Annotated in this window: 17 protein-coding genes; 3 read left to right on the top strand and 14 right to left on the bottom strand. The window is 73.1% G+C overall.

Translation table 11 applies throughout. From position 1 onward, the window contains the following. From GTY47_RS25610 to GTY47_RS25560, 12 genes are all read right to left on the bottom strand, one after another. Nucleotides 1-244: hypothetical protein (locus GTY47_RS25610; RefSeq protein ID WP_010048314.1), on the bottom strand; the 244-nt coding region annotated here is incomplete at its 3' end. A gap of 1,258 nt (nt 245-1,502) precedes the next feature. Next, nucleotides 1,503-3,242: an ABC transporter ATP-binding protein gene (locus GTY47_RS25605; RefSeq protein WP_010048312.1), complete on the bottom strand. Its 1,740-nt coding sequence runs from the start codon at nt 3,240-3,242 to the stop codon at nt 1,503-1,505. Next, nucleotides 3,239-4,978, bottom strand: coding sequence for an ABC transporter ATP-binding protein (locus GTY47_RS25600; RefSeq protein WP_010048310.1), 1,740 nt, complete (start codon nt 4,976-4,978; stop codon nt 3,239-3,241). Before GTY47_RS25600 ends, GTY47_RS25605 begins: the two co-directional genes overlap by 4 nt. Then, complete coding sequence (locus tag GTY47_RS25595; RefSeq protein ID WP_010048308.1) at nt 4,975-6,147, bottom strand: hypothetical protein; 1,173 nt, start codon at nt 6,145-6,147, stop codon at nt 4,975-4,977. The genes GTY47_RS25600 and GTY47_RS25595 overlap by 4 nt, the downstream gene beginning before the upstream one ends. Before the next feature lie 11 nt (nt 6,148-6,158). Beyond that, nucleotides 6,159-7,538, bottom strand: coding sequence for a YcaO-like family protein (locus GTY47_RS25590; protein ID WP_010048307.1), 1,380 nt, complete (start codon nt 7,536-7,538; stop codon nt 6,159-6,161). Further along, the gene (locus GTY47_RS25585) at nt 7,535-9,016 is read right to left on the bottom strand and encodes a CocE/NonD family hydrolase (protein WP_010048304.1); all 1,482 of its coding nucleotides are present in this window, start codon (nt 9,014-9,016) and stop codon (nt 7,535-7,537) included. Before GTY47_RS25585 ends, GTY47_RS25590 begins: the two co-directional genes overlap by 4 nt. Then, on the bottom strand, nt 9,013-9,867 hold the full coding sequence (locus GTY47_RS25580; RefSeq protein ID WP_010048303.1) for a hypothetical protein: 855 nt from the start codon (nt 9,865-9,867) through the stop codon (nt 9,013-9,015). Before GTY47_RS25580 ends, GTY47_RS25585 begins: the two co-directional genes overlap by 4 nt. Nucleotides 9,868-9,956: 89 nt before the next feature. Then, entirely contained in the window at nt 9,957-10,070 is a 114-nt protein-coding gene (gene amiA / locus GTY47_RS41700) for a streptamidine family RiPP (protein ID WP_010048301.1), read from the bottom strand. A gap of 56 nt (nt 10,071-10,126) precedes the next feature. After that, entirely contained in the window at nt 10,127-10,948 is an 822-nt protein-coding gene (locus tag GTY47_RS25575) for an ABC transporter ATP-binding protein (protein WP_010048299.1), read from the bottom strand. Between the two features lie 20 nt (nt 10,949-10,968). Next, a complete protein-coding gene (locus tag GTY47_RS25570; RefSeq protein ID WP_010048297.1) occupies nt 10,969-11,976 on the bottom strand; it encodes an iron ABC transporter permease in 1,008 nt (335 codons plus the stop codon). Next, entirely contained in the window at nt 11,973-13,055 is a 1,083-nt protein-coding gene (locus GTY47_RS25565; protein ID WP_050810340.1) for an iron ABC transporter permease, read from the bottom strand. The genes GTY47_RS25570 and GTY47_RS25565 overlap by 4 nt, the downstream gene beginning before the upstream one ends. A 59-nt stretch (nt 13,056-13,114) precedes the next feature. Further along, nucleotides 13,115-14,089 (bottom strand): ABC transporter substrate-binding protein, encoded by a 975-nt coding sequence (locus tag GTY47_RS25560; RefSeq protein WP_010048293.1) that lies wholly within the window; start codon nt 14,087-14,089, stop codon nt 13,115-13,117. Between the two features lie 89 nt (nt 14,090-14,178). Between GTY47_RS25560 and GTY47_RS25555 the strand changes: the two genes are divergently transcribed. Beyond that, nucleotides 14,179-15,381, top strand: coding sequence for a hypothetical protein (locus GTY47_RS25555; RefSeq protein ID WP_010048291.1), 1,203 nt, complete (start codon nt 14,179-14,181; stop codon nt 15,379-15,381). Between the two features lie 259 nt (nt 15,382-15,640). On the opposite strand, the gene GTY47_RS25550 is transcribed toward GTY47_RS25555, so the two are convergent. Beyond that, complete coding sequence (locus tag GTY47_RS25550) at nt 15,641-16,084, bottom strand: MarR family transcriptional regulator (protein WP_010048289.1); 444 nt, start codon at nt 16,082-16,084, stop codon at nt 15,641-15,643. A 70-nt stretch (nt 16,085-16,154) separates the two neighbouring features. On the opposite strand from GTY47_RS25550, the gene GTY47_RS25545 reads away from it, so the two are divergent. Beyond that, complete coding sequence (locus GTY47_RS25545; protein ID WP_010048287.1) at nt 16,155-16,796, top strand: maleylpyruvate isomerase family mycothiol-dependent enzyme; 642 nt, start codon at nt 16,155-16,157, stop codon at nt 16,794-16,796. Between the two features lie 32 nt (nt 16,797-16,828). After that, nucleotides 16,829-17,032, top strand: coding sequence for a hypothetical protein (locus GTY47_RS25540; protein WP_010048285.1), 204 nt, complete (start codon nt 16,829-16,831; stop codon nt 17,030-17,032). Between the two features lie 254 nt (nt 17,033-17,286). Here GTY47_RS25540 and GTY47_RS25535 read toward each other — a convergent pair whose 3' ends face one another. Continuing rightward, nucleotides 17,287-17,640 carry a nuclear transport factor 2 family protein gene (locus GTY47_RS25535; protein WP_050810339.1) on the bottom strand — a complete coding sequence of 118 codons (354 nt, stop codon included), beginning with the start codon at nt 17,638-17,640 and terminating at the stop codon, nt 17,287-17,289. Between the last annotated feature and the right edge of the window lie 156 nt (nt 17,641-17,796).

Here is a 17,796-nt window from a genome sequence, read left to right as displayed (position 1 = left end):
TGGCCTCGCGGTAGTCCTTCTTGTAGTCGTAGTCGCTGTCGCCGCCGTCCTTCTTGGCCTCGCGGTAGTCCTTCTTGTAGTCGTAGTCGCTGTCGCCGCCGAGGGGAGCCGTGGCGGGACGGACGGCTTCCTGGACGGACGCGGCGGACTGGGGGGCCTCCGCGGAGGCGTAGGTGACGCCGGTGATGGTCATGGCCACGGCTGCCGAGGCGCCGGCTATCAGGGCGGCGGTACGCTTCTGCATTCCAGTCTTCTCCTTCTTTGAGGAAAATCGGCTGAACTGCCGATCCGGGAATGAACCTACTGAGGGAATTTCCCGGCGGCACCTCAAAGGTCACTGACGTGTGACGCTCAGCGGCCAACCGGGCGCATACGAGGGCACCTCGTGGGGATTCAAGGCCGCCCTGATGTACCGTCAAATGAGCCTGGTCGCGGGCGTATTAAGAAAGACCTTAGGCCGGGGCGGTGAATGAACCGGCGGTCCTTCACTCTGTCGGACCATCGCAAGCGTGTCGGACCTTGACTCCGCCTCTGATTCACCCCCTGAGAGCTTGTCAAGGACCGACAGCGCCCCTGGGGTCTCGCTGTCGCAGAGGAGCTGACAGGAGAGGGCCGCACCTGGTTTTGGTGAAAGGCGCTGACAGGTAGGCGCCCGATCCCCGGAGGTCTGCCCCCACTGAGATACAAAGCCACGGTGGTGACGGTTGCGCCCGTTGCGGTGCTTGGCCACGACCAGGTCGGCCTCGCCCGCGCACGGCGACTCCGTCTGGTGGGCGCTCGATAGAGCCGGACTCATGCAGGTCGGAGACTTGCCGCTTCTTCATGACGAGTCACCGTGGGGCGCTCGGAGTCAGTCAGCCTGGCCAGGCGATGTCGACGACGTACAGGCGCCCGGCGGTGCGGTTGGTCCAGTACACGGCGTGAGGTGTCCGACCGAGGCGGAGCGGACGTCCTCGGGGTCGCGGGGGTCGAAGGGCGAGAGGACCACGGGTCACGACCGGCTATGCCCAGCACGTCGCGGAGCATCTCGCGCGCGTGCTCGGGCAGGTCGTCCAGGACGGCCAGGGCCTTGGGCGACAGGCGAGCGGGCCAGGGCACGTCACTCATGGGCGCTGGGCCGAGGACGTCGGCCAGGTCGTCGACGCCGTCGGAGTCGTCGCAGCCGGCAGTCGGCCAGGCTGACAGAACCGCCGATCGAGGCTCCGTAGAGGTTAACTTGTCCGGTGCAGGTGAAGCCCGAGTCGAGGTACATCCCGCCGCCCACGGTCAGTTCGGGCGCCTGAAGGCCGCCGTTGCCGCCGATGCGGGCACCCCGGAAAGATTGGCCGGCGAAGAAGGCGGGGAGGAGCCGATTCCGGGCATGCCTGACGACCCACCGTTCGTGCACGTCGGCGCCACCGCAGCGACCGTCCTCCTCGGGCGGCCGTCGCTGGCTCGCGGCCCTTCCTCTGGCCGGTCGCTGGAAGTCCCGCCATCGGGAGGGAGGCCGGATCAGGACGAGGTTAGGCCAGGACGCGACCCAGCGCGCTGCCGGGCCGGGCTGTGAGTTCCTCCCAGGTGCCTTCCTCCGTGACGCGGCCCGCTTCGAGGACGGCGATGCGGTCGGCGCGGCGGATGGTGGCAGGGCGGTGGGCGATGACGATCGTGGTGCGGTCGTCCTTTGCGAGTGCGGTGGCCAGTTGGGCGTCACCGGCGTTGTCCAGGTGGGCGGTGGTCTCATCGAGCACGAGGACTCTCGGCTCGGCCAGCAGCGCGCGGGCGAGCGCGATGCGGGCGCGCTGGCCACCGGAGAGGGTCGAGCCGCGCTCGCCGACGAGGGTGTCCAGGGGGGCGATCCGGTCGACGCCGCACAGCCGGGCCGTTTCGGCGAGCAGGTCCTGGTCAGCGTCGGGTGCGGCCAGCCGCAGGTTGTCGGCGAGGGTGCCGTGGAAGAGGGGGGTGTCCTGGCCCACCACGGCGACGGCACGCCGGAGTGCGGCATCGCTCAGGTCACGCACGTCGACGGGATCGCCGGCGGCGGGTATCAGGTGAACGGTTCCCTCCGACGGATCCCAGAAGCGGGCCAGCAGGTGCGCGCAGGTCGACTTGCCGGCCCCCGAGACACCGACCAGGGCCAGGGTCTGCCCCGCCCGGACTGTCAGTTCGAGTCCGTCCAGCACGGGTCGGCCTCCGTAGTCGAAGCGAACCTGGTGCAGGCGGACGCCCAGCGGGCCGGGGGGAAGCGATCGGGGCGAGACGGGCGGCGGGGCGAGAGCGGGGGCCTTCACGGCCGCGTCGACCCGGGCGGCGGCAGCGCGCAGTCCCACGGCCTGGCTCAGCGCCCGGGCCGACTCGGCGACGGGACCCAGCACGGACAGCGCCAGCGCCATCGCCGCCGGAGCCCAGGCGCCGTGCAACCGTCCAGAGGTCACGGACTGCGCCGCGGCGGCCACCACGCCGAGGACCGCGCACACGATGAGGAGGTCGCGGACGGCGGCGGCCAGGGCCTCCCAGCCGGCCTCGGCACGCTGTGCCTCCCCCACCGTGCGGCCCTGTTCGGCGAGACGCGTGCGCCGCTCGGCCAGCCCGCCGAAGGCGAGCAGCTCACGCAGCCCGTCGACGGTCTCCACCGTGTCGGCCGACAGCTTCGCGGCGGCCGCCCGGGTGCGGGCGCCGCGCGCCGCGCGTCCGCGCGCGTCGGCGAAGGGAGCCGCGGCGAGCAGCGCGGCGACGGGCAGCACCGCCACCAGCAGCCAGGGCTCCACGGTGGCCAGCACAGTGGCCCCGCCGGTGAACACCACCCCGGACGCGAGGAGTTGGGCGGTGGTGTGGGCGTAGAAGAACTCCAGTGCTTCGACGTCGGCCATGGCGGTGGCGGCGAGGTCCCCGCTGCGCCGGCCGGCGACGCGGGCGGGCGCGCTGCGGGCGAGTCCGTCGAAGACACGGACGCGCAGTTCGGCCAGCACCCGGTAGGCCAGGTCGTGCGAGAGGTCCATCTCGCGCCAGGTCATCAGGGCGCGGACGAGGACGAGGACGACGAGCGCGGTGGCCGTGCCGGCCGACGGGGCGCGGTGCTCGATGACGGTGGTGCCGACGGTGTGCGCGGCCAGCGTCAGCAACGTGACGAGTGAGCCCTGTTCGACCAGTGCGGCGGCACAGGTGCGGGCCATCATGGGGCGGTGCCCGGCGAGGGCGGGGAGCAGTGCGCGCAGTGAGCCGCGCGCGGGCACGTCCACCGTCGTGCTGCCGGTGGTGCTGCTCATGCGGCGAGCCCTCCTTCGTAGGTGTGGCCCGCCTTGACGAGCTCCGCGTAGACGCCCCCGGCTTCGATGAGGGTGGTGTGCTCGCCGACGGCGTCCACCCGTCCGCCGTCGAGGACGACGATGCGGTCGGCGTGCCGGACGGCGGCGAGCCGGTGGGCGACCACCAGGACCGTCCGGCCGCCCGCTGCGGCGAGCAGTTCACGGACGATGTCCGCCTCGCGGCGTTCGTCGACCGCGCTGGTGGCCTCGTCGAGGACGAGCACCGGAGCGTCGGCCAGCAGGGCTCGCGCGAGGGCGAGCCGCTGCCGCTGGCCGCCGGACAGGGTGGCGCCCCGTTCACCGAGGACGGTGGCGTAGCCCTCGGGGAGGGCGGCGATCTCGTCGTGGATGCCGGCGGTTCGTGCCGCGCGCATCAGCTCTTCGTCCGCCGCTTCCGGCCGGGCCAGGCGCAGGTTGTCGGCGATGGTGGCGTGGAAGAGGTACGTCTCCTGAGAGACGACGGCGATGCCCTGCCGTAGCGAGTCGAGCGCGTACTCCGTCACGTCGCGACCGCCGAGGGTGATCCGGCCGTGCTGCGGGTCGTGGTGGCGCAGGAGCAGGGCGAGGAGCGTGGACTTCCCGGCGCCGGACGGGCCGACGATCGCGGTCGTACGTCCCGCCTCGGCGGTGAAGGTGACACCGCGGAGCGCGGGCGTCTCAGCACCGTCGTAGGTGAAGTCGACGCCGGTGAAGCACAGTTCGGGCGATCCTGGCCAGTTCGCCTGTGCCGTCCCCGTGTCGCGGACGGCCGGCTCGGCGGTACGCAGCGCCGCGAGCCCGTCCGCGGCCGACACGCCCAGGTACCCGGCGTGCCACTCGCGGGACAGGTCGCGCACGGGACGGAAGCACTCGGAGGCCAGCAGCAGCACGAGGTAGGTGCCGGTCGCCGTGGTGGATCCGGTGACGGCGGACCGGCAGGCGAGGAGCGCGGCTGCCGCGGCGCCGCCCTGGATGGCCAGGTCCGTGATGCCGGTGTCGACGAGGGACACCCGCAGCTTGGCGACGGTCGCCCGGTGCAACGCCGCCGACCGCTTCTCCAGCCGCTCCCGGGCGCGCCCGACGGCACCGGCGGCCCGCAGGGCGGGCATGCCTTGCAGGGCCTCCAGGTAGTCGGCGCCGAGCCCCTCGTAGGTGTCCCAGTGTTCCTTGCCACGCTTGGCCAGCAGCCGGTCCCAGGCGCGCGGCCCGAGCAGGGCGAGCAGCAGGGCGGGGACGAGGCCGAGGAGAGCGGCCGGTTCCACGGCAGCCACGGCGGCGAGCAGCAGGGGCGGCACGGCGAGGGTGATCAGGAGCTGGGGCAGGTAGCGGGAGACGTAGGCGTCGACGCCCTCGACACCGTCGACGAGGGTGGTGCGGACGGCCCCGGCGCGTGCGGTGGTCAGGTGCGCGGTGCCCAGCCGTCCGAGGTGGGCGAGGAGTTCGTCCCGCAGGGCCACCCTGACTCCGGCCCCGGCGCGGGTGGCGGTGCGCCGTTGCCAGTTGGCGAGCCCGGCGCGTGCGGTGACGACACCGAGCACCGCGCCGAGGAGCAGCGGGAGACGCTCCGTGCGGCCCCGGGACACGTCGGCGAGCGCGACCGCCAGCAGCACGGCCTGCGCGAGATGGGTGAGGGTGACGGCCGCCTGGAGGAGGGTGGCCGCGAGCAGGGGCCGCGGTGCGTGCCGTGCGGCGCGGCGCAACTCTGGGTGGACGATCACGAGGGCTTCTCCTCGTCGTGGTGGGTGGTGCCGAGGGCCAGGCCGTGGACGATCCAGTCCCGGCCCGGTGGGGCGCCGAGCGCGGCGCCCAGGTCCGCCTGCTGCCAGGAGCCGACGGGGCGGGCCGCGAGCCCGTGCCGTAGGGCGGCCACGTGGGCGAGGTGGGTGGCGAAGCCGGCCCGCAGGTGGGCCCGGCGGATCCGCGGGGCGTCGGCGTCCGACGGGCAGCCGTGAGCGAGCAGGACGGCGCCCGCGTCCGCGATCCACGCCTGGCGTGCGGCCCATACGGCGAGCGTGGGCCTGGCCTCCCCCGCTGCGAGCCGCCGCAGTGTGCCGTCAGGGGCCGGCTCGACCAGTTCGGGCTGCGGTTCGCCGACGGTCGCGCACCAGGAGATCTCACCGGCGCTCGCCTGGACGGTGGTGGCGAGCAGCGCCCGCAGGACGTCCCGGGGTGGGGTGCCCCGCAGCGGTGGTGGCGCGCTGCGGCGGGTCAGCAGCTCGCGGGGAGTGGGCGCGTGCGCGGCCGGGCGCGTCTGCTCGGGCGGGCGGGTCCCGTCGGGCGGGCGCGTCCCCTCCGGCAGGGCGAAGTGCACTGCGGCAACAGGTCCGTCGGCGGGGCCGTCCAGCCGGAGTACCGGCTCGGGCAGGCCCAGCACACACCCGGCCAGCCAAAGCGCTGCGGCAACGTGCCCGGTGTCCAGCAACATCAGCGGCCAGGCGCGGTGGCCGTAGTGCGAGACCGTGCGCTGGGGGGTGACGGAGAGTTCTACGGTCGCCCCGGGCAGCGTCCCGTGGGGTTGCCGGCCGAGGCGGTGCACGCGGTGGCGCAGCGGGTCGTAGCCGTAGCGTCCGGACGGCAGCGGGCAGCCGGGGCCCACGACGAGCTCGGCGTCCACCGGGTGCAGCGCACCGGCGGAGGGGGCGGGCCGCAGCCGTCCGGAGCCGTCGGAGGCCGCCAGCGAGAGCCGGAGCAGGGCCCGCAGGTCAAGCTCCCCGGGGTCGGCCTTCGGGATGGGGCACGGCGGCCCCGGCCACGCACGGACAACGGACCCGGCGGGCGTGTCCGGGCCGGGGCCCTCCGGGGAGCGGGCGCGGGCGAGGGCGGTGACGAGGTCCACCGGGCCGTGCTCCTTCGCGTCCACGGGGTGCGCCGCATGCACGTGCTTCACGAGGCCGGTCCTCACATGTGGGGCGGAGGGGCCAGCGTGAAGTCCTCCGGCGCGCTCGGCGCGGTCGTACGCCAGCCACGGGCGACGGCGGCCTCGGCGAGGCGAGGGCAGCCGAAGTAGCCGAAGGCGGCGGGGGCGTTGGGGAGGAGCCCGGAGACGAGGACCCGGGCGACGCGCAGCGGTGTCTCGGCCACGTCCTCGGTGGTGAGGTCGAAGGTCATGACGCGGTGACCGCGCTCGTGGAGCGCGCCTGCCAGCCGGTCCCGGCTGCCGGGCTCGACCGCGTCGATGGACACGGTCCCGTGCGCGGGCTCGGTGAACCGCCGGGCCTCGGGCGCCATCCGCTCGTCCAGCCACACCTGGACGTGCGCGCCCAGGTCTCGTACGTGCTCGAACTGTTCGCCGCACGCGTCGAGATAGCGGCCGTCCTCGCGGTGGTCCAGGTACAGCCCGCGGGCCAGCAGCCCGGCTTCGACGGCCTGGAAGACCCAGCCGTCGGGGTCGGTGAGACCTTGGGTGAAGACCCAGGTGTGGACGGCTTCGAGGACGGCCTTGCGGGCGGCCTCGGCCGGGTCGTACTTGCAGGCGAACCCGGCGGCGTACAGGCCGAGCCGGGGGTCGTGGACGAGCGCGGCCATGCAGGGGGCGAACTCCGAGGGCATCTCGACGAGATGGACGTCGAGCGCGGATCCGGCGAGGTCGTCGGTGAGGCCGGGCACGCTGGCCGGGTCGATGCCGCGGGCCGGGCCGTCGAGGTGCCACCACAGTTCGAGCGCGTCGCGTTCGACGACCTCCAGCAGGCCGCGCTCGACGGCGTCGTCGAAGCCCTGTCCGGTGGCGATCCCCGCGTAGTTGAGGTGGTGGGTGCGCGGCAGTGAACGCAGCTCGCCCTGGCGCCAGTTGAGGTGGGTGAGGGCGACGGGCGCCCAGACCTCGGCGGTCCGTCCCCCGGGGAGCAGTTCGCTGCCGCGCGTCCACAGGGAGGGCGTGTCGGCGGTGAGGGGGTGGTAGGGGAACTTCTCGCGGGCGTACTGCCAGTCGGCGTAGGCAGGCAGCTCATCCGGCCCGTACAGCCGCAGCCCCTTGTCGGCCAGCTCGGCGGCCGTGGCGCGCAGCGGCGCGTCGGGGTGGCCGGGCGGCGGTACGCGGTTGCCGCAGTACCGCTCGACGCCCTCCGCTATGGCGGCGGTTCGCGCGCCTTCGGGGTCGCCGAAGGTGGTGCCGAGCGACACCCGGTCCGCGGGCCACAGGCCGAGCCGGCGAGCGTCGGCGATCTCGGCGGTGAGCGCGGTGTAGCGGGGCGGCGCGCCCGCGGGGTGCTCGACGGGCTTGACCTTGCGGACGACGCCGCAGACGGGGTCGACGAGTGCTTCCAGCGGCAGCGGCGTCATCGCAGGATCTCCTCTGCGGGATCAGTGGGTGTGGGGCGGGATCTGAGCACGGGCAGCCGGAGTGCCACGCTCCCGGCCTCGACCTCGCGCCGGGAGGCGAGCAGCCGGGTGGCCGTGACCGGGTCGACGCCGGTGTGGGGGTTGCGGGCGTGGGCCGGGAAGTGGTGCCCGGCGATCTCCAGGCGGAGCCGGGTGCCCGCCGGCAGCCGCCGCGCGAGCCGGCCGAGGCGCACGGTGATCTCGGCGTGGCGTCCTGGTGGTTCCTCGCGTCGGACGACGCCGACGGCGAGCCGCTCGGCCACCCCTTCCGGTGTGAGGGCGACGAGCCGGACGGCCCAGTCGGCCGACGGGGTGTGGGCGGTGGCACGCAGTCGCACCTCTGCGGGGCCGACCACGTCCAGCGGACGCGGCAGTGGCGGGGTGGCGAGCAGACAGCGATCGGGCTGACCGTCCGTGGGGACGGCCAGGTCCGCGGACGACACGGGGCGTTCCGGGTCGGCGGTGAAGGAGGCGCCGCGCAGCAGCCGTACGCGGGGACCGTACGGCTCGCCCTCCGTGCCCGCGGGCAGCCACAGGGGGCTGCCGCCCAGGCCGACCGCGCCACGGCGCCCGGGGCGGAGTTCCCCGGCGAGGGCGGGGCGGGCCCAGCGCACGTAGAGCTCGCCGAGGCTCACCCGGTGCGCGGCCTCTGCGTCCGGTCCGGGCTCGGTGACGAGACCGTGTCCCCAGGGACCCAGCAGGAGCCGTGCCGACGGTCCGCCCCAGCGGCGCCACAGTTCGACGGTGTCCTCGGTGAAGTGGTCGTGGTGGCCGCCCACCGCGAGCAGGGGCATTCCGGCGTGCTGGGCCTGCGAGAGGAGCCGGCCGCGCTCGTGGTGCCGCCACAGGTCCGGCCAGGAGGGCAGGCTCCGGCCGAGCCTTGCGGGGAGGCCGGTCAGCGGCAGGTGGGTGAGCAGTCCGGGGTCCGCGGCCAGGGCCTTGTCCAGTGCGCTCTCGTCGGAGTCGCGCCGGTCGCCGTGAGCCGCCCACCAGCCGGCGCGGGCCAGCAGCCGTTCCGCGCCCGAGGGTTCGCGGGCCGTGTCGGCGGTGCCGAGCGCGGGCACGGCGGCGATGACGGCGTCGGGCCGGGCGTCCTCGGGTGCGTCGAGCGCGAGCGTGAGGGCGCAGTGGGCGGCGTAGGAGGAGCCGACGGCGACCAACCGCCCGTCGCTCCAGGACTGCCCGCGGATCCAGCGAGCGGCTCCAGCTCCGTCGGCGGCCTCGTTCTCGTACGGGTGCCACTCCCCCGGCGACGCGTGCCGGCCCCGTACGTCCTGGACCAGTGCGGCGAACCCGCGGCGGGCCCAGCCGCGCAGCTCGGCGTGGTGCCGTCTGCGGTCGTAGGGCGTGCGGATGAGGACGGCCGGGAAGGGACCGTCGCCGTCCGGGAGCCGGACGTCGGTGGCGAGCCCTTCGACGGCCACGGTGGACGGCCTCATCCGGCCTGCTTCGGCATCGGGGCTACGTCCGGGACGGGTAGCACGGGGTGCTCGGTGACGGTCAGCGTGCGCAGGTCGACACGCCGGAGCCGGCGCCGGGCGGGCAGCTCGCCGGTGTCGGGTGCGCCGGTGATCCACCGGCTGAGGTCGTCGGCGAGCAGGGCGGCCAGCAGCCCGGCGGCGGGCACGGTGAACCGCACGGGCGGTCCGGACGTACGAGGCCCGCTCCAGTAGGCGGCCAGTTCGCGGTGGGCGGGTGTGGCGGCGAGCCGGCGGGCCCGGACGTGCGCCGAGGTGACGTCCCCCGGAGTGGCGGCGAGGGGCTCGACGTACGCCTGCCAGCCCTCGCGGTGGCATCGCAGCCAGGCGATGCCGCGCTCGGGCAGCCGGTCGGCAGCGTCCCACAGCCCTTCGGGTACGGGCCCGTCGAGGCACCACACGACGGCGGCGGGGTCTCCTGCGAGCAGGTGGCCGGGTGAGTGTGACTGCCCGTCAGCCGCGCTGGCGGGCGGCGCCGTTCGCGGCTCGGCGCCCAGGGAGCGCAGGAGCACGGCCAGTGGTTCGGTCAGAACCGGGTCGCCCAGCAGCCGGATGTCCCGGCGATCGGCCGGCCATCCCGGGCACTGCGGTCCGTCCGCCAGGTACCCGGCGTCCTCGAAGGCCCGGACGATGCGGACGAGTTCGTCGTCCGGCTCGACCCCGGCCGTACCGGAGAGGCGGGAGAGCAGGGCGTCCTGGTCCGCGTCTGCGGTCCTGACGCTGAGGAACTCCCCCTCGGCCGTGCGGACCGCGAGACCGCGCTCCGGTACGGCGACGACCTCGACCCCAGGTACGAGCTGGCTGTGGGACACGTCGATCCTCCTGTGGGAAGGGCCTGGATGGCGTGGGCCCGCCCAGCAGACGACGGGCGGGCCCACAGGCGAGAGCGCTGAGCCCTCGCTTACTCCTCGGTGTCCTCGAAGGGGTTCTCGACGAGCGCGTTGGAGTGCGAGGCCGAGTCGTGGGCCAGCTGGCCCGGGTCGGCGATCTGCGCGAAGACCTGCTCGTTGTCCATGAACTCTCCTTGTTCCTCAGGGAGATACGGCGCTCGGTCGAGCGCCACGCGTCACTCTAATGAATCTGATTTTCATATTCAATACTTGGCAAAGGGTGATCCGGGTAACACACCGGCCAGCCACCCTCGGGATCCCGGCCGACTCGGCCGGCCACCCGGAGGACATCCGCCAGCAGGCCGGGCGTGACGACCTCCTTCGGCATCCCGTCCGCCACCACGCGGCCCTCGCGCAGCGCGACGATCCGCTCGGCGAACCGAGCGGCGTGCGCGAGGTCGTGCAGGACCATCACGACCGTGAGGCCGCGTTCCTCGCGCAGCCGGACGACGGTCTGCAGCACGTCGAGCTGGTGGTGCAGGTCCAGGTAGGTGGTCGGCTCGTCGAGCAGCAGGACACGGGTGTCCTGGGCGAGCGCCATCGCGAGCCGCACGCGCTGCCGCTCGCCCCCGGACAGGGCGTCGACGTCACGCTCGGCCCACTGCTCCACGCCGACGTCACGCAGGGCGCGGCGTACGACGGGGTCGTCGCCCTCGCGCAGCATGCCGAGCGGGCCGCGCTCCGCGTACCGCCCCTGCCGGACGAGCTGCCGCACCGTCATACCGGGGACGGCCGGGGCGGACTGGTGCAGCAGCGCCACACGCCGGGCGGTGGCGCGCCGGGACAGCCGGGCGAGGTCGTCCCCGCCGAGCAGAACGCGCCCCTCGTCGGGCCGCAGCAACCCGGCGGCCAGCCGCAACAGGGTTGATTTCCCGCAGCCGTTGAGGCCGATGAGGGCGGTCAGCTCGCCCGGTTCGACGCTCACGTCGACCCCGCGCAGCACGGGTCGTCCGGGGTAGCCGAAGTGGACCCCCTCGACGCGGATCCCCACGGACTCGGTCATGCTCTGTCCTTAAGTCGACATCAGAACGTACGGTTCGGCGCGCGGCGCACGACGACCAGCAGCAGCGCGGCCCCGAGGCAGGCGGTCAGGGCCCCTACCGGCAGCGTGAACCGCCCGGAGTCCAGCGCGACCGCCAGCAGCCGCGAGGACAGTTGCGCCGCCACGTCCGCCCCGCACACCACCACCGCGCCCACCAGGGCGGAGCCGGGCAGGGTCACCCGCAGATCGGCGCCGAAGACGGCCACGGCGAGGTGCGGCACGAGCAGCCCGACGAATCCCAGCGCCCCCACGGCCGCCACCGCGCCCGCCGTCAGCGCCACCGCGCACAGCAGGGCGAGGGTGCGGGCCCGCCTCACGGACAGGCCGGCGGCCAGGGCGGTGTCGTCCCCGCAGCGCAGCAGGGTCAGTGGCCCGGCCAGCAGCCAGGCCCCGGCACTCCAGGCCAGCGCCCACGGCCACAGCAGGTGCCAGTGCTGCCACACCCTGCCCTCCGTCGTGCCGACGAGCCACTGCACGACGCTGCCGAGTTCCCCCGGCGCGACGAGCAGCACCATGGCGGTGAGCCCACCGAGCACGGCGGACACCAGCACCCCGTGCACAGCGGTCTGCGCGGGGTCGCTTCGGCCGCGCCCGGCGAGCAGCCACAGCAGCGCGGCACCGGCGCAACCGCCCACGCACGCGGCGACGACCACGGCGAGGGGCGATTCCCACCCCGCGAGCCCGAGGCCGGTCGCACTGACGGCCCCGAGCACCGCGCCCGGCGTCACACCCGTCACCTCGGGCCCGGCGACGGGGTTGCGCAGCGCCGACTGCAGGACCAGGCCCGCCACGCCGAGGCACGCCCCCGCACCGAGGGCCACCAGCAGCCGGGGCAGCCGGAGCTGGAGCAGGATGTGCCGCTCCGTCGTATCACCGCCGCCGCCGAGGACGTCCCAGACCACGGCCGGGGACATGCCGCGCCCGGCCACCAGTTCCGCACCGGCGCACACGACGGCGAGTACGGCGAGCACCGTGAAACGCCTGCTCACCGGGCCTCCTTCTCCGAAGGAGAGGAGGACATGGCTTGGGCACCCTGCGGCGCCGGGCCCACACCGGAGCCCGCCGCTCGGCGCAGGGCTGCCGGCCTGTGGTTGCCCGACCGGAGCAGAGCGACCCCGGTGGGCACGCCGAGCAGGGCCGTCCACGCGCCGACCGGCGTCTCCACGGGTGCCAGCGCGAGCCGGGCCGGGACGTCGGCGACAGCCACGACGACGGCGCCCCACGCGGCGGACCAGGGCAGCCAACGCACCGCATCCGCCGCGGGATTGAACCATCGCGCCAGGTGCGGAGCGAGGAACCCGACCCACGCCACCGGCCCGCACACGGCCGTTACGGGGGCGATCAGCACGACGGCGATGGCCAGCGCGGCGAACCGTGCCCGCTGCGCACGCACGCCCAGCGCCTCGGCGTCCTCGTCCCCCAGCCGCAGCACCGAGAGCACCGGCGCGCACAGCACGAGCGCGGGAACCGCGACGAGCAGCCACGGCCACAGCCCGGTCACGTCCTCCCAGGTACGGGCGGAGAGCGAACCCAGCAGATAGCGGTAGATCAGCTGCAGGTCGAGCTGGTCGGCCATGACCATCAGCACGAGCAGCGCGGCTTGCAACGCGGCGGCGACCGCGGCGCCGGTCAGCAGTACGGCGGACGGACTGCGCCCCAGCCCCGCGGCGAGCAGCGTGAGCACGCCGCCGAGCGCGGCCCCGCCGATGGCCAGCAGGGGCTGGACGGCGGCGGGGAGGGACACCGACAGAACCAGCGGAGCAGCCACCCCCAGTGCGGCCCCGGACGACACGCCCAGCATCTCCGGAACGGCCAGGGAGTTGCGCAGCGCCTCCTGCAGCACGAGCCCCGCCGCACCCAGACAGGCCCCGGCGACCAGCGCCAGCACCAGCCGGGGCACACGCAGTTCGCCGACCACGATCCCGGAGAGCGTGCTGTCCGCGTCCAGCAGCGCACCGGGCAGCCGGTGCAACGGGACGTAGGGGGTGCCCAGAGTCAGAGCGCAGGCGGAGGCGGCGACCAACAGCGCGACGACGGCATGCAGTTGCCATGCTCCCGCGCCCCGCACGGACCGCCGTGCGCCCGATGCCGTTTCACCTGCCCCGGCGCGTGTCGCGGTGGGCGCGCTCACCGCAGCGCGGCCGTGGCCTCATCGAGGACGATGCCCAGCGAACGGGTACCGCGCCCCTTGGCCCACACCTCGGAGTCGACCTCGTGGACGTCTCCGTTCTTCACCGCCGGGATCTTGCCCCACAAGGGGTTCTTCGCCAGCTTCTCCGACAGCTTTCCGTCCGCCTCCCCGAAGCTCATCGTCTCGACGAACAACACGTCGACGTCACGGGCGAGGATCTCCTCAAGGCTGTAACTTCCCTCCACACCACGGGACTTCCACGGGTATTCCGCCAGCTTGGGGAACAGGCTGGCGCCCACGTCCGTCTCCGGGGTGGCGACGCCGAAGTTCTCGTCACTGCCGTAGATGATGAGCGCGGTCTTGTCGCTCTTGTTCTTCTCCGCCTCGGCGAGCTTGGTGCGGAAGGCCTTCTCGGCCTTCTCGCCCTCGGCGGTGCGGCCGGTGAGCGCAGCGACATCGCGCAGGTAGCCCACGCTGTCCTCCCACGACTCGGGCTGCATGGGCCAGAACGTGGTGGCGCCCTTCAGCGCCGGGGCGAGCTTGCCGTGGGTGTCCTTCAGGCCGATCACGAGATCGGGCTTGTGCGAGAGGATCGCCTCCACCTCGGGGGCGATGAACCCGCCGGGGATGACATCGACCTCCTTCGCCTTCTCCTTCCCCAGGAAGTCCGGGTGGGCGAGGAGCGCGCTGTTCGTGGCCGTGGGGACGATGCCCAGCTCGGTCAGGATGTCGTCGCAGAGCGCGAACAGGCAGACGATGCGCTCGGGCTCCTTCTTCAGGGAGATCTCGACGCCGTTGGTATCGGTCAACTCCCGTGCGGCCTTGATGGGTTCGACGTTGACATCGGTCTTCTTGGCGGCCGTGGTCTCCTCGCCGGCGGGTTCGGCGGACGCGCCGCAACCGACCAGGGCCGAACCCACGATCGCTGCGGTGATCCAGCTTCGGACGAATCTCGACGGTGAGCGCAGCATCGATGCCCTCGCTTCTTCTCAGGGTCCACGGAACGCACCGAAGATACATGATAATCGTTTTCATCAGATCCTTTTTCCTGGAGGCATCGATGACCACCGCACCCCCTCTGCTGCTCGCGTCCGACCATGTGACGGGATGCGTCCACCTGCTGACCTTGCCGGACGGCACCGAAGCGGGCCGCCTCACGGGCCGCCACCTCTCCGAGCACGCGGGGTTCCTGGCACTGTCGGGCGGGCGGACGGCCTGCGTCGACGACCGCAGGGGCGAGCTGCTGGTGCTCGACCCGTTCGGCAAGGAACTGGTGGAGACCGCGATCCCGGTCGCCGTGCCGGCCGAGCACCTCGCCTGCGACCCGTCCGGCCGGTGGGTGGCCGTCACGACAGGCCTGGGCAAGAACGCCGAGCCGTGGTCGGACCTGCTGACGGTCGTCGACCTCACCACAGGAGACGCGGCCCGGGTACGCACGCGCGTGGGCGAGCCGGGAGTGACCGTGCTCGGCGACGGGGACCCCCTCGTCGTCCTGCGGCACAGGGAGCCCGGCGCACTGGCCGTCCACCGGTTCACCGACCTTCTCGGCGCTCCGCCCGGCTGCCCGGCGGCAACGGCCCACGCACACCTCACGCTCCCGGACGACGGACACGGAGACGCCCAAGTCCCCGACCTCGGCCAGGTCTTCGCGGCCACCGGCACGGGCGTGCACCGGGCACGCCGTGAGGGCGACGCACTCGTCGCGGAGCCGGTGATCCCGTGGGGTTCGTCCGCCCGGGGCTGGTACCTGCGGCTCGACCCGCGGCGCCCGGCACTGTGGTCCACCCTGCGGGGCGGCCCGGCGGACCCCCTCCGATGGCCGGAGTGGACGAACCAGGCGTGGTGCCACGACCTCGACGCCGACCGTACGACCCTGACGGAGCTCGGCCCGGGGCTGGTCTTCCGACTGGCCCTCGCCAAGGACCACACCGCCTTCACGCGCGTCCACCCGGACGGCGACGAGCTGATCCTGCTGGACTCCGACGGCGAGACCGCCCACCGCGTCGCCCTCCCCGCCATGGACGGCGCGCCCCGCCGTGGCGGCACCCCGTGGGAGGGCGTCCAACGCCGTGCGGTGGCCGCCTCGCCGGGCTCCGACTGGGTCGCCGTCACCCGCGGCGGCCACGGCGAAGTCCACGTCTTCGATGCCCGAACAGGGAGCGAAGCAGCCCGATGGAAGCTGGACACGCCCTTGCATCACGGCGGCCACACGATGCTGCGTACCCAGACCGACGGCGCCGAAGGCGATCCGTTGGGCAGGTGACGGCAGGACCCCGGGCCCTGTCGGCGTGCCGGTTGGTCTGGATGTGCCTGAAGTGAAAGGGCTAGTGTGACGCGCAGCCGTGCCAGGGACACGAACGTCTGCGGAGTGACCGCGGCGATTCGGTTCTTGACGGCCAACCCACCCGCGCTGTCGTCGGTGACCGTCACCCGCGTGATCACCGACCGGGGGCCACCAGTGGGCGGCTGCGACCACCTTGCTCTCGGCGAGCAGGCACGCGCCGGGAGTCGGATACGTGTGGTCAGCGGTGTGGATCGGTGATCTCCCGCAGCGCTTCCAGGGCCTGCCTCAACTGCCGGGTGCGCCCGGGGCCCAGGTGGGCCGTCCATTGCCGCTGGATGTCGCGGACGACGGGCAGGCTCAGCTCGATGAGCTCTTGGCCCCGGGCGGTGATTGTGACCAGTCGGGCTCGTGCGTCGCGCGGGTCGGGAACGCGTCGGACGTAGCCGGCTCGTTCGAGCTGGTCGACGATCGAGCCGATGGTCTGCTTGCTGACCTGTGACGCCTCGGCCAGCTCGGCCAGCCGCGAGCCCTCGGGCCTGATCCGCTGGAAGACCCGTGCCTGGGTGAGCGAGATGTCGTGTCCGGCGGACTTCAGGGCGGCCATCACGGCCGACTCCATGAAGCGGTACGGGATGAACATCAGCAGTCCCAGGTTGAGCTCGTCAGCGTTGCCGTCGGTCATGCCCCCATCATTGCAGAAGGTCCGAACCTCGTACTAATATGGTCCGAGGTTCGGACCTTTGGAGACTGTTATGAGCGACTCGGACCCTTACTGGGCCGCGGTCCGCGCGACGCGTCTGCGGATCGCCGACCTGCTGGAAGAACTCACCCCGGCCGAATGGGAACAGGAGTCGCTGTGCCGGGGCTGGCGTGTGCGCGACGTTGCGGGACACCTCGCCCTGGTCCCTACCATCACCACCTGGGACATGGTCGCGGTCGCACCCCGTGCACGGTTCAGCCCCGACCGGATCAATACCGTGCTGGCCCGCCGGCACGGCTCCCGGCATCCCGCGGACCTGGTCGCAGCGATCCGCAGCCACGCCGGCACCCGACGGACAGCGAAGGTGCTGGACACCCGCAACGCGCTGTTCGACGCGATCGTCCACGGTCAGGACATCGCCCTCCCGCTCGCCCGACAGCTCCCCGTCCCGGCCGAGCACAGTCGCGAAGGACTGCGGCGGGTCTGGGCGATGGGCTGGCCGTTCCATGCCGAGCGCCACCTGGCCGGCTTCACCCTCCGGGCGACCGACACCGACTGGGCGGTGGGCGACGGACCGGAGATCGCCGGGCCCGCTCTGGGCCTGCTGCTGCTCTCGACCGGACGCACCGCCTGTCTGGACACCCTGCAGGGCGACGGCGTCGACCGGCTCAAGTCCTCGCTCCCCGACCGCTGAGACGACCGCTCGCACGAGAATCGAAACATCTGATGCATCGCACCGTCGGCATGACGCTCTGCACGGTTCTCGCCGCACTCGACCTGGCCGGCCTCGTCGGCCTGTGGCAGCACCCCGGGCCGCCGCCCGGCGTCGCCATCACCGGGACGCTGCTGGGGGCCCGTCACCCTGGCCGCCTACCAGCCCGCCGGCCGGGGCAGCCCCGCGCCATGCGCGCCGTCGTGGGCTCGCGGTGATCTCGGCCCTACTCGGCCTCCCGGTGTTCTTCACCGCGGACGCCTCCGACCGGTCCCCGATCGCCGCGACAGTCCCCATTGTCGGCACCGCCATCGCCGTCGCGATGCCGGCATTCCGCCACCCGTCCGCCCGCCGGCGAGCAGGCCATGACGCCACCGCCATCACCCGGCGTGTTTTGACTGCACACCGCCCGGGCCGCTGGCGCCCTGTCCCACGGAGACGCGGCTTTCCGGTCTGGCGCGGGGCAGCCTGATCATCCAAGAACAGCCAGCATGGCAGGGGTGTCGAGATACGCCTCGAAGCGCACTACCTTGCCGTCCCGCAGTGTCCACACGTGCACATCACGCACGTCAAACCGGACACCGGTGGCCTTTACGTGTCCGCGGCTGTGGCCGATCTGGATCACGTGGTCCCCGGCCTCGATCATCTCGTCCGCCGTCACAGCGCTTTCGATATTGCCGAGGAGACGCCCGAAGAACTCCTGGGCTCCGTCATGTCCGCGGTAGTTGCCGCCCCACGGCACCAGTTCTGATTGATAGATCTCGACGTCGGCCGAAAGCGCGTCGAACACGGCGTCGATGTCCTTACGGGCGAACGCGTCGTACACGCGTCGGACCGTGTCAAGATTATCTCTACCCATGGATACCTTCCCTTGGACAAACCGAGCGAAGTTGCAAATTCGCACAATATACGACATGGGTCTGGCTGGCCCGGAAGGCGTGAGCACCCCTGGTTGATGTCGGCTTGTGAGCCCGCCGCTTTG

This window comes from Streptomyces sp. SID5464, assembly GCF_009862985.1.
Classification (GTDB): Bacteria; Actinomycetota; Actinomycetes; order Streptomycetales; family Streptomycetaceae; genus Streptomyces; species Streptomyces chartreusis_D.
Note: the sequence above shows the minus strand (reverse complement) of the source record. Positions and strands in the feature narration are given on the sequence as shown.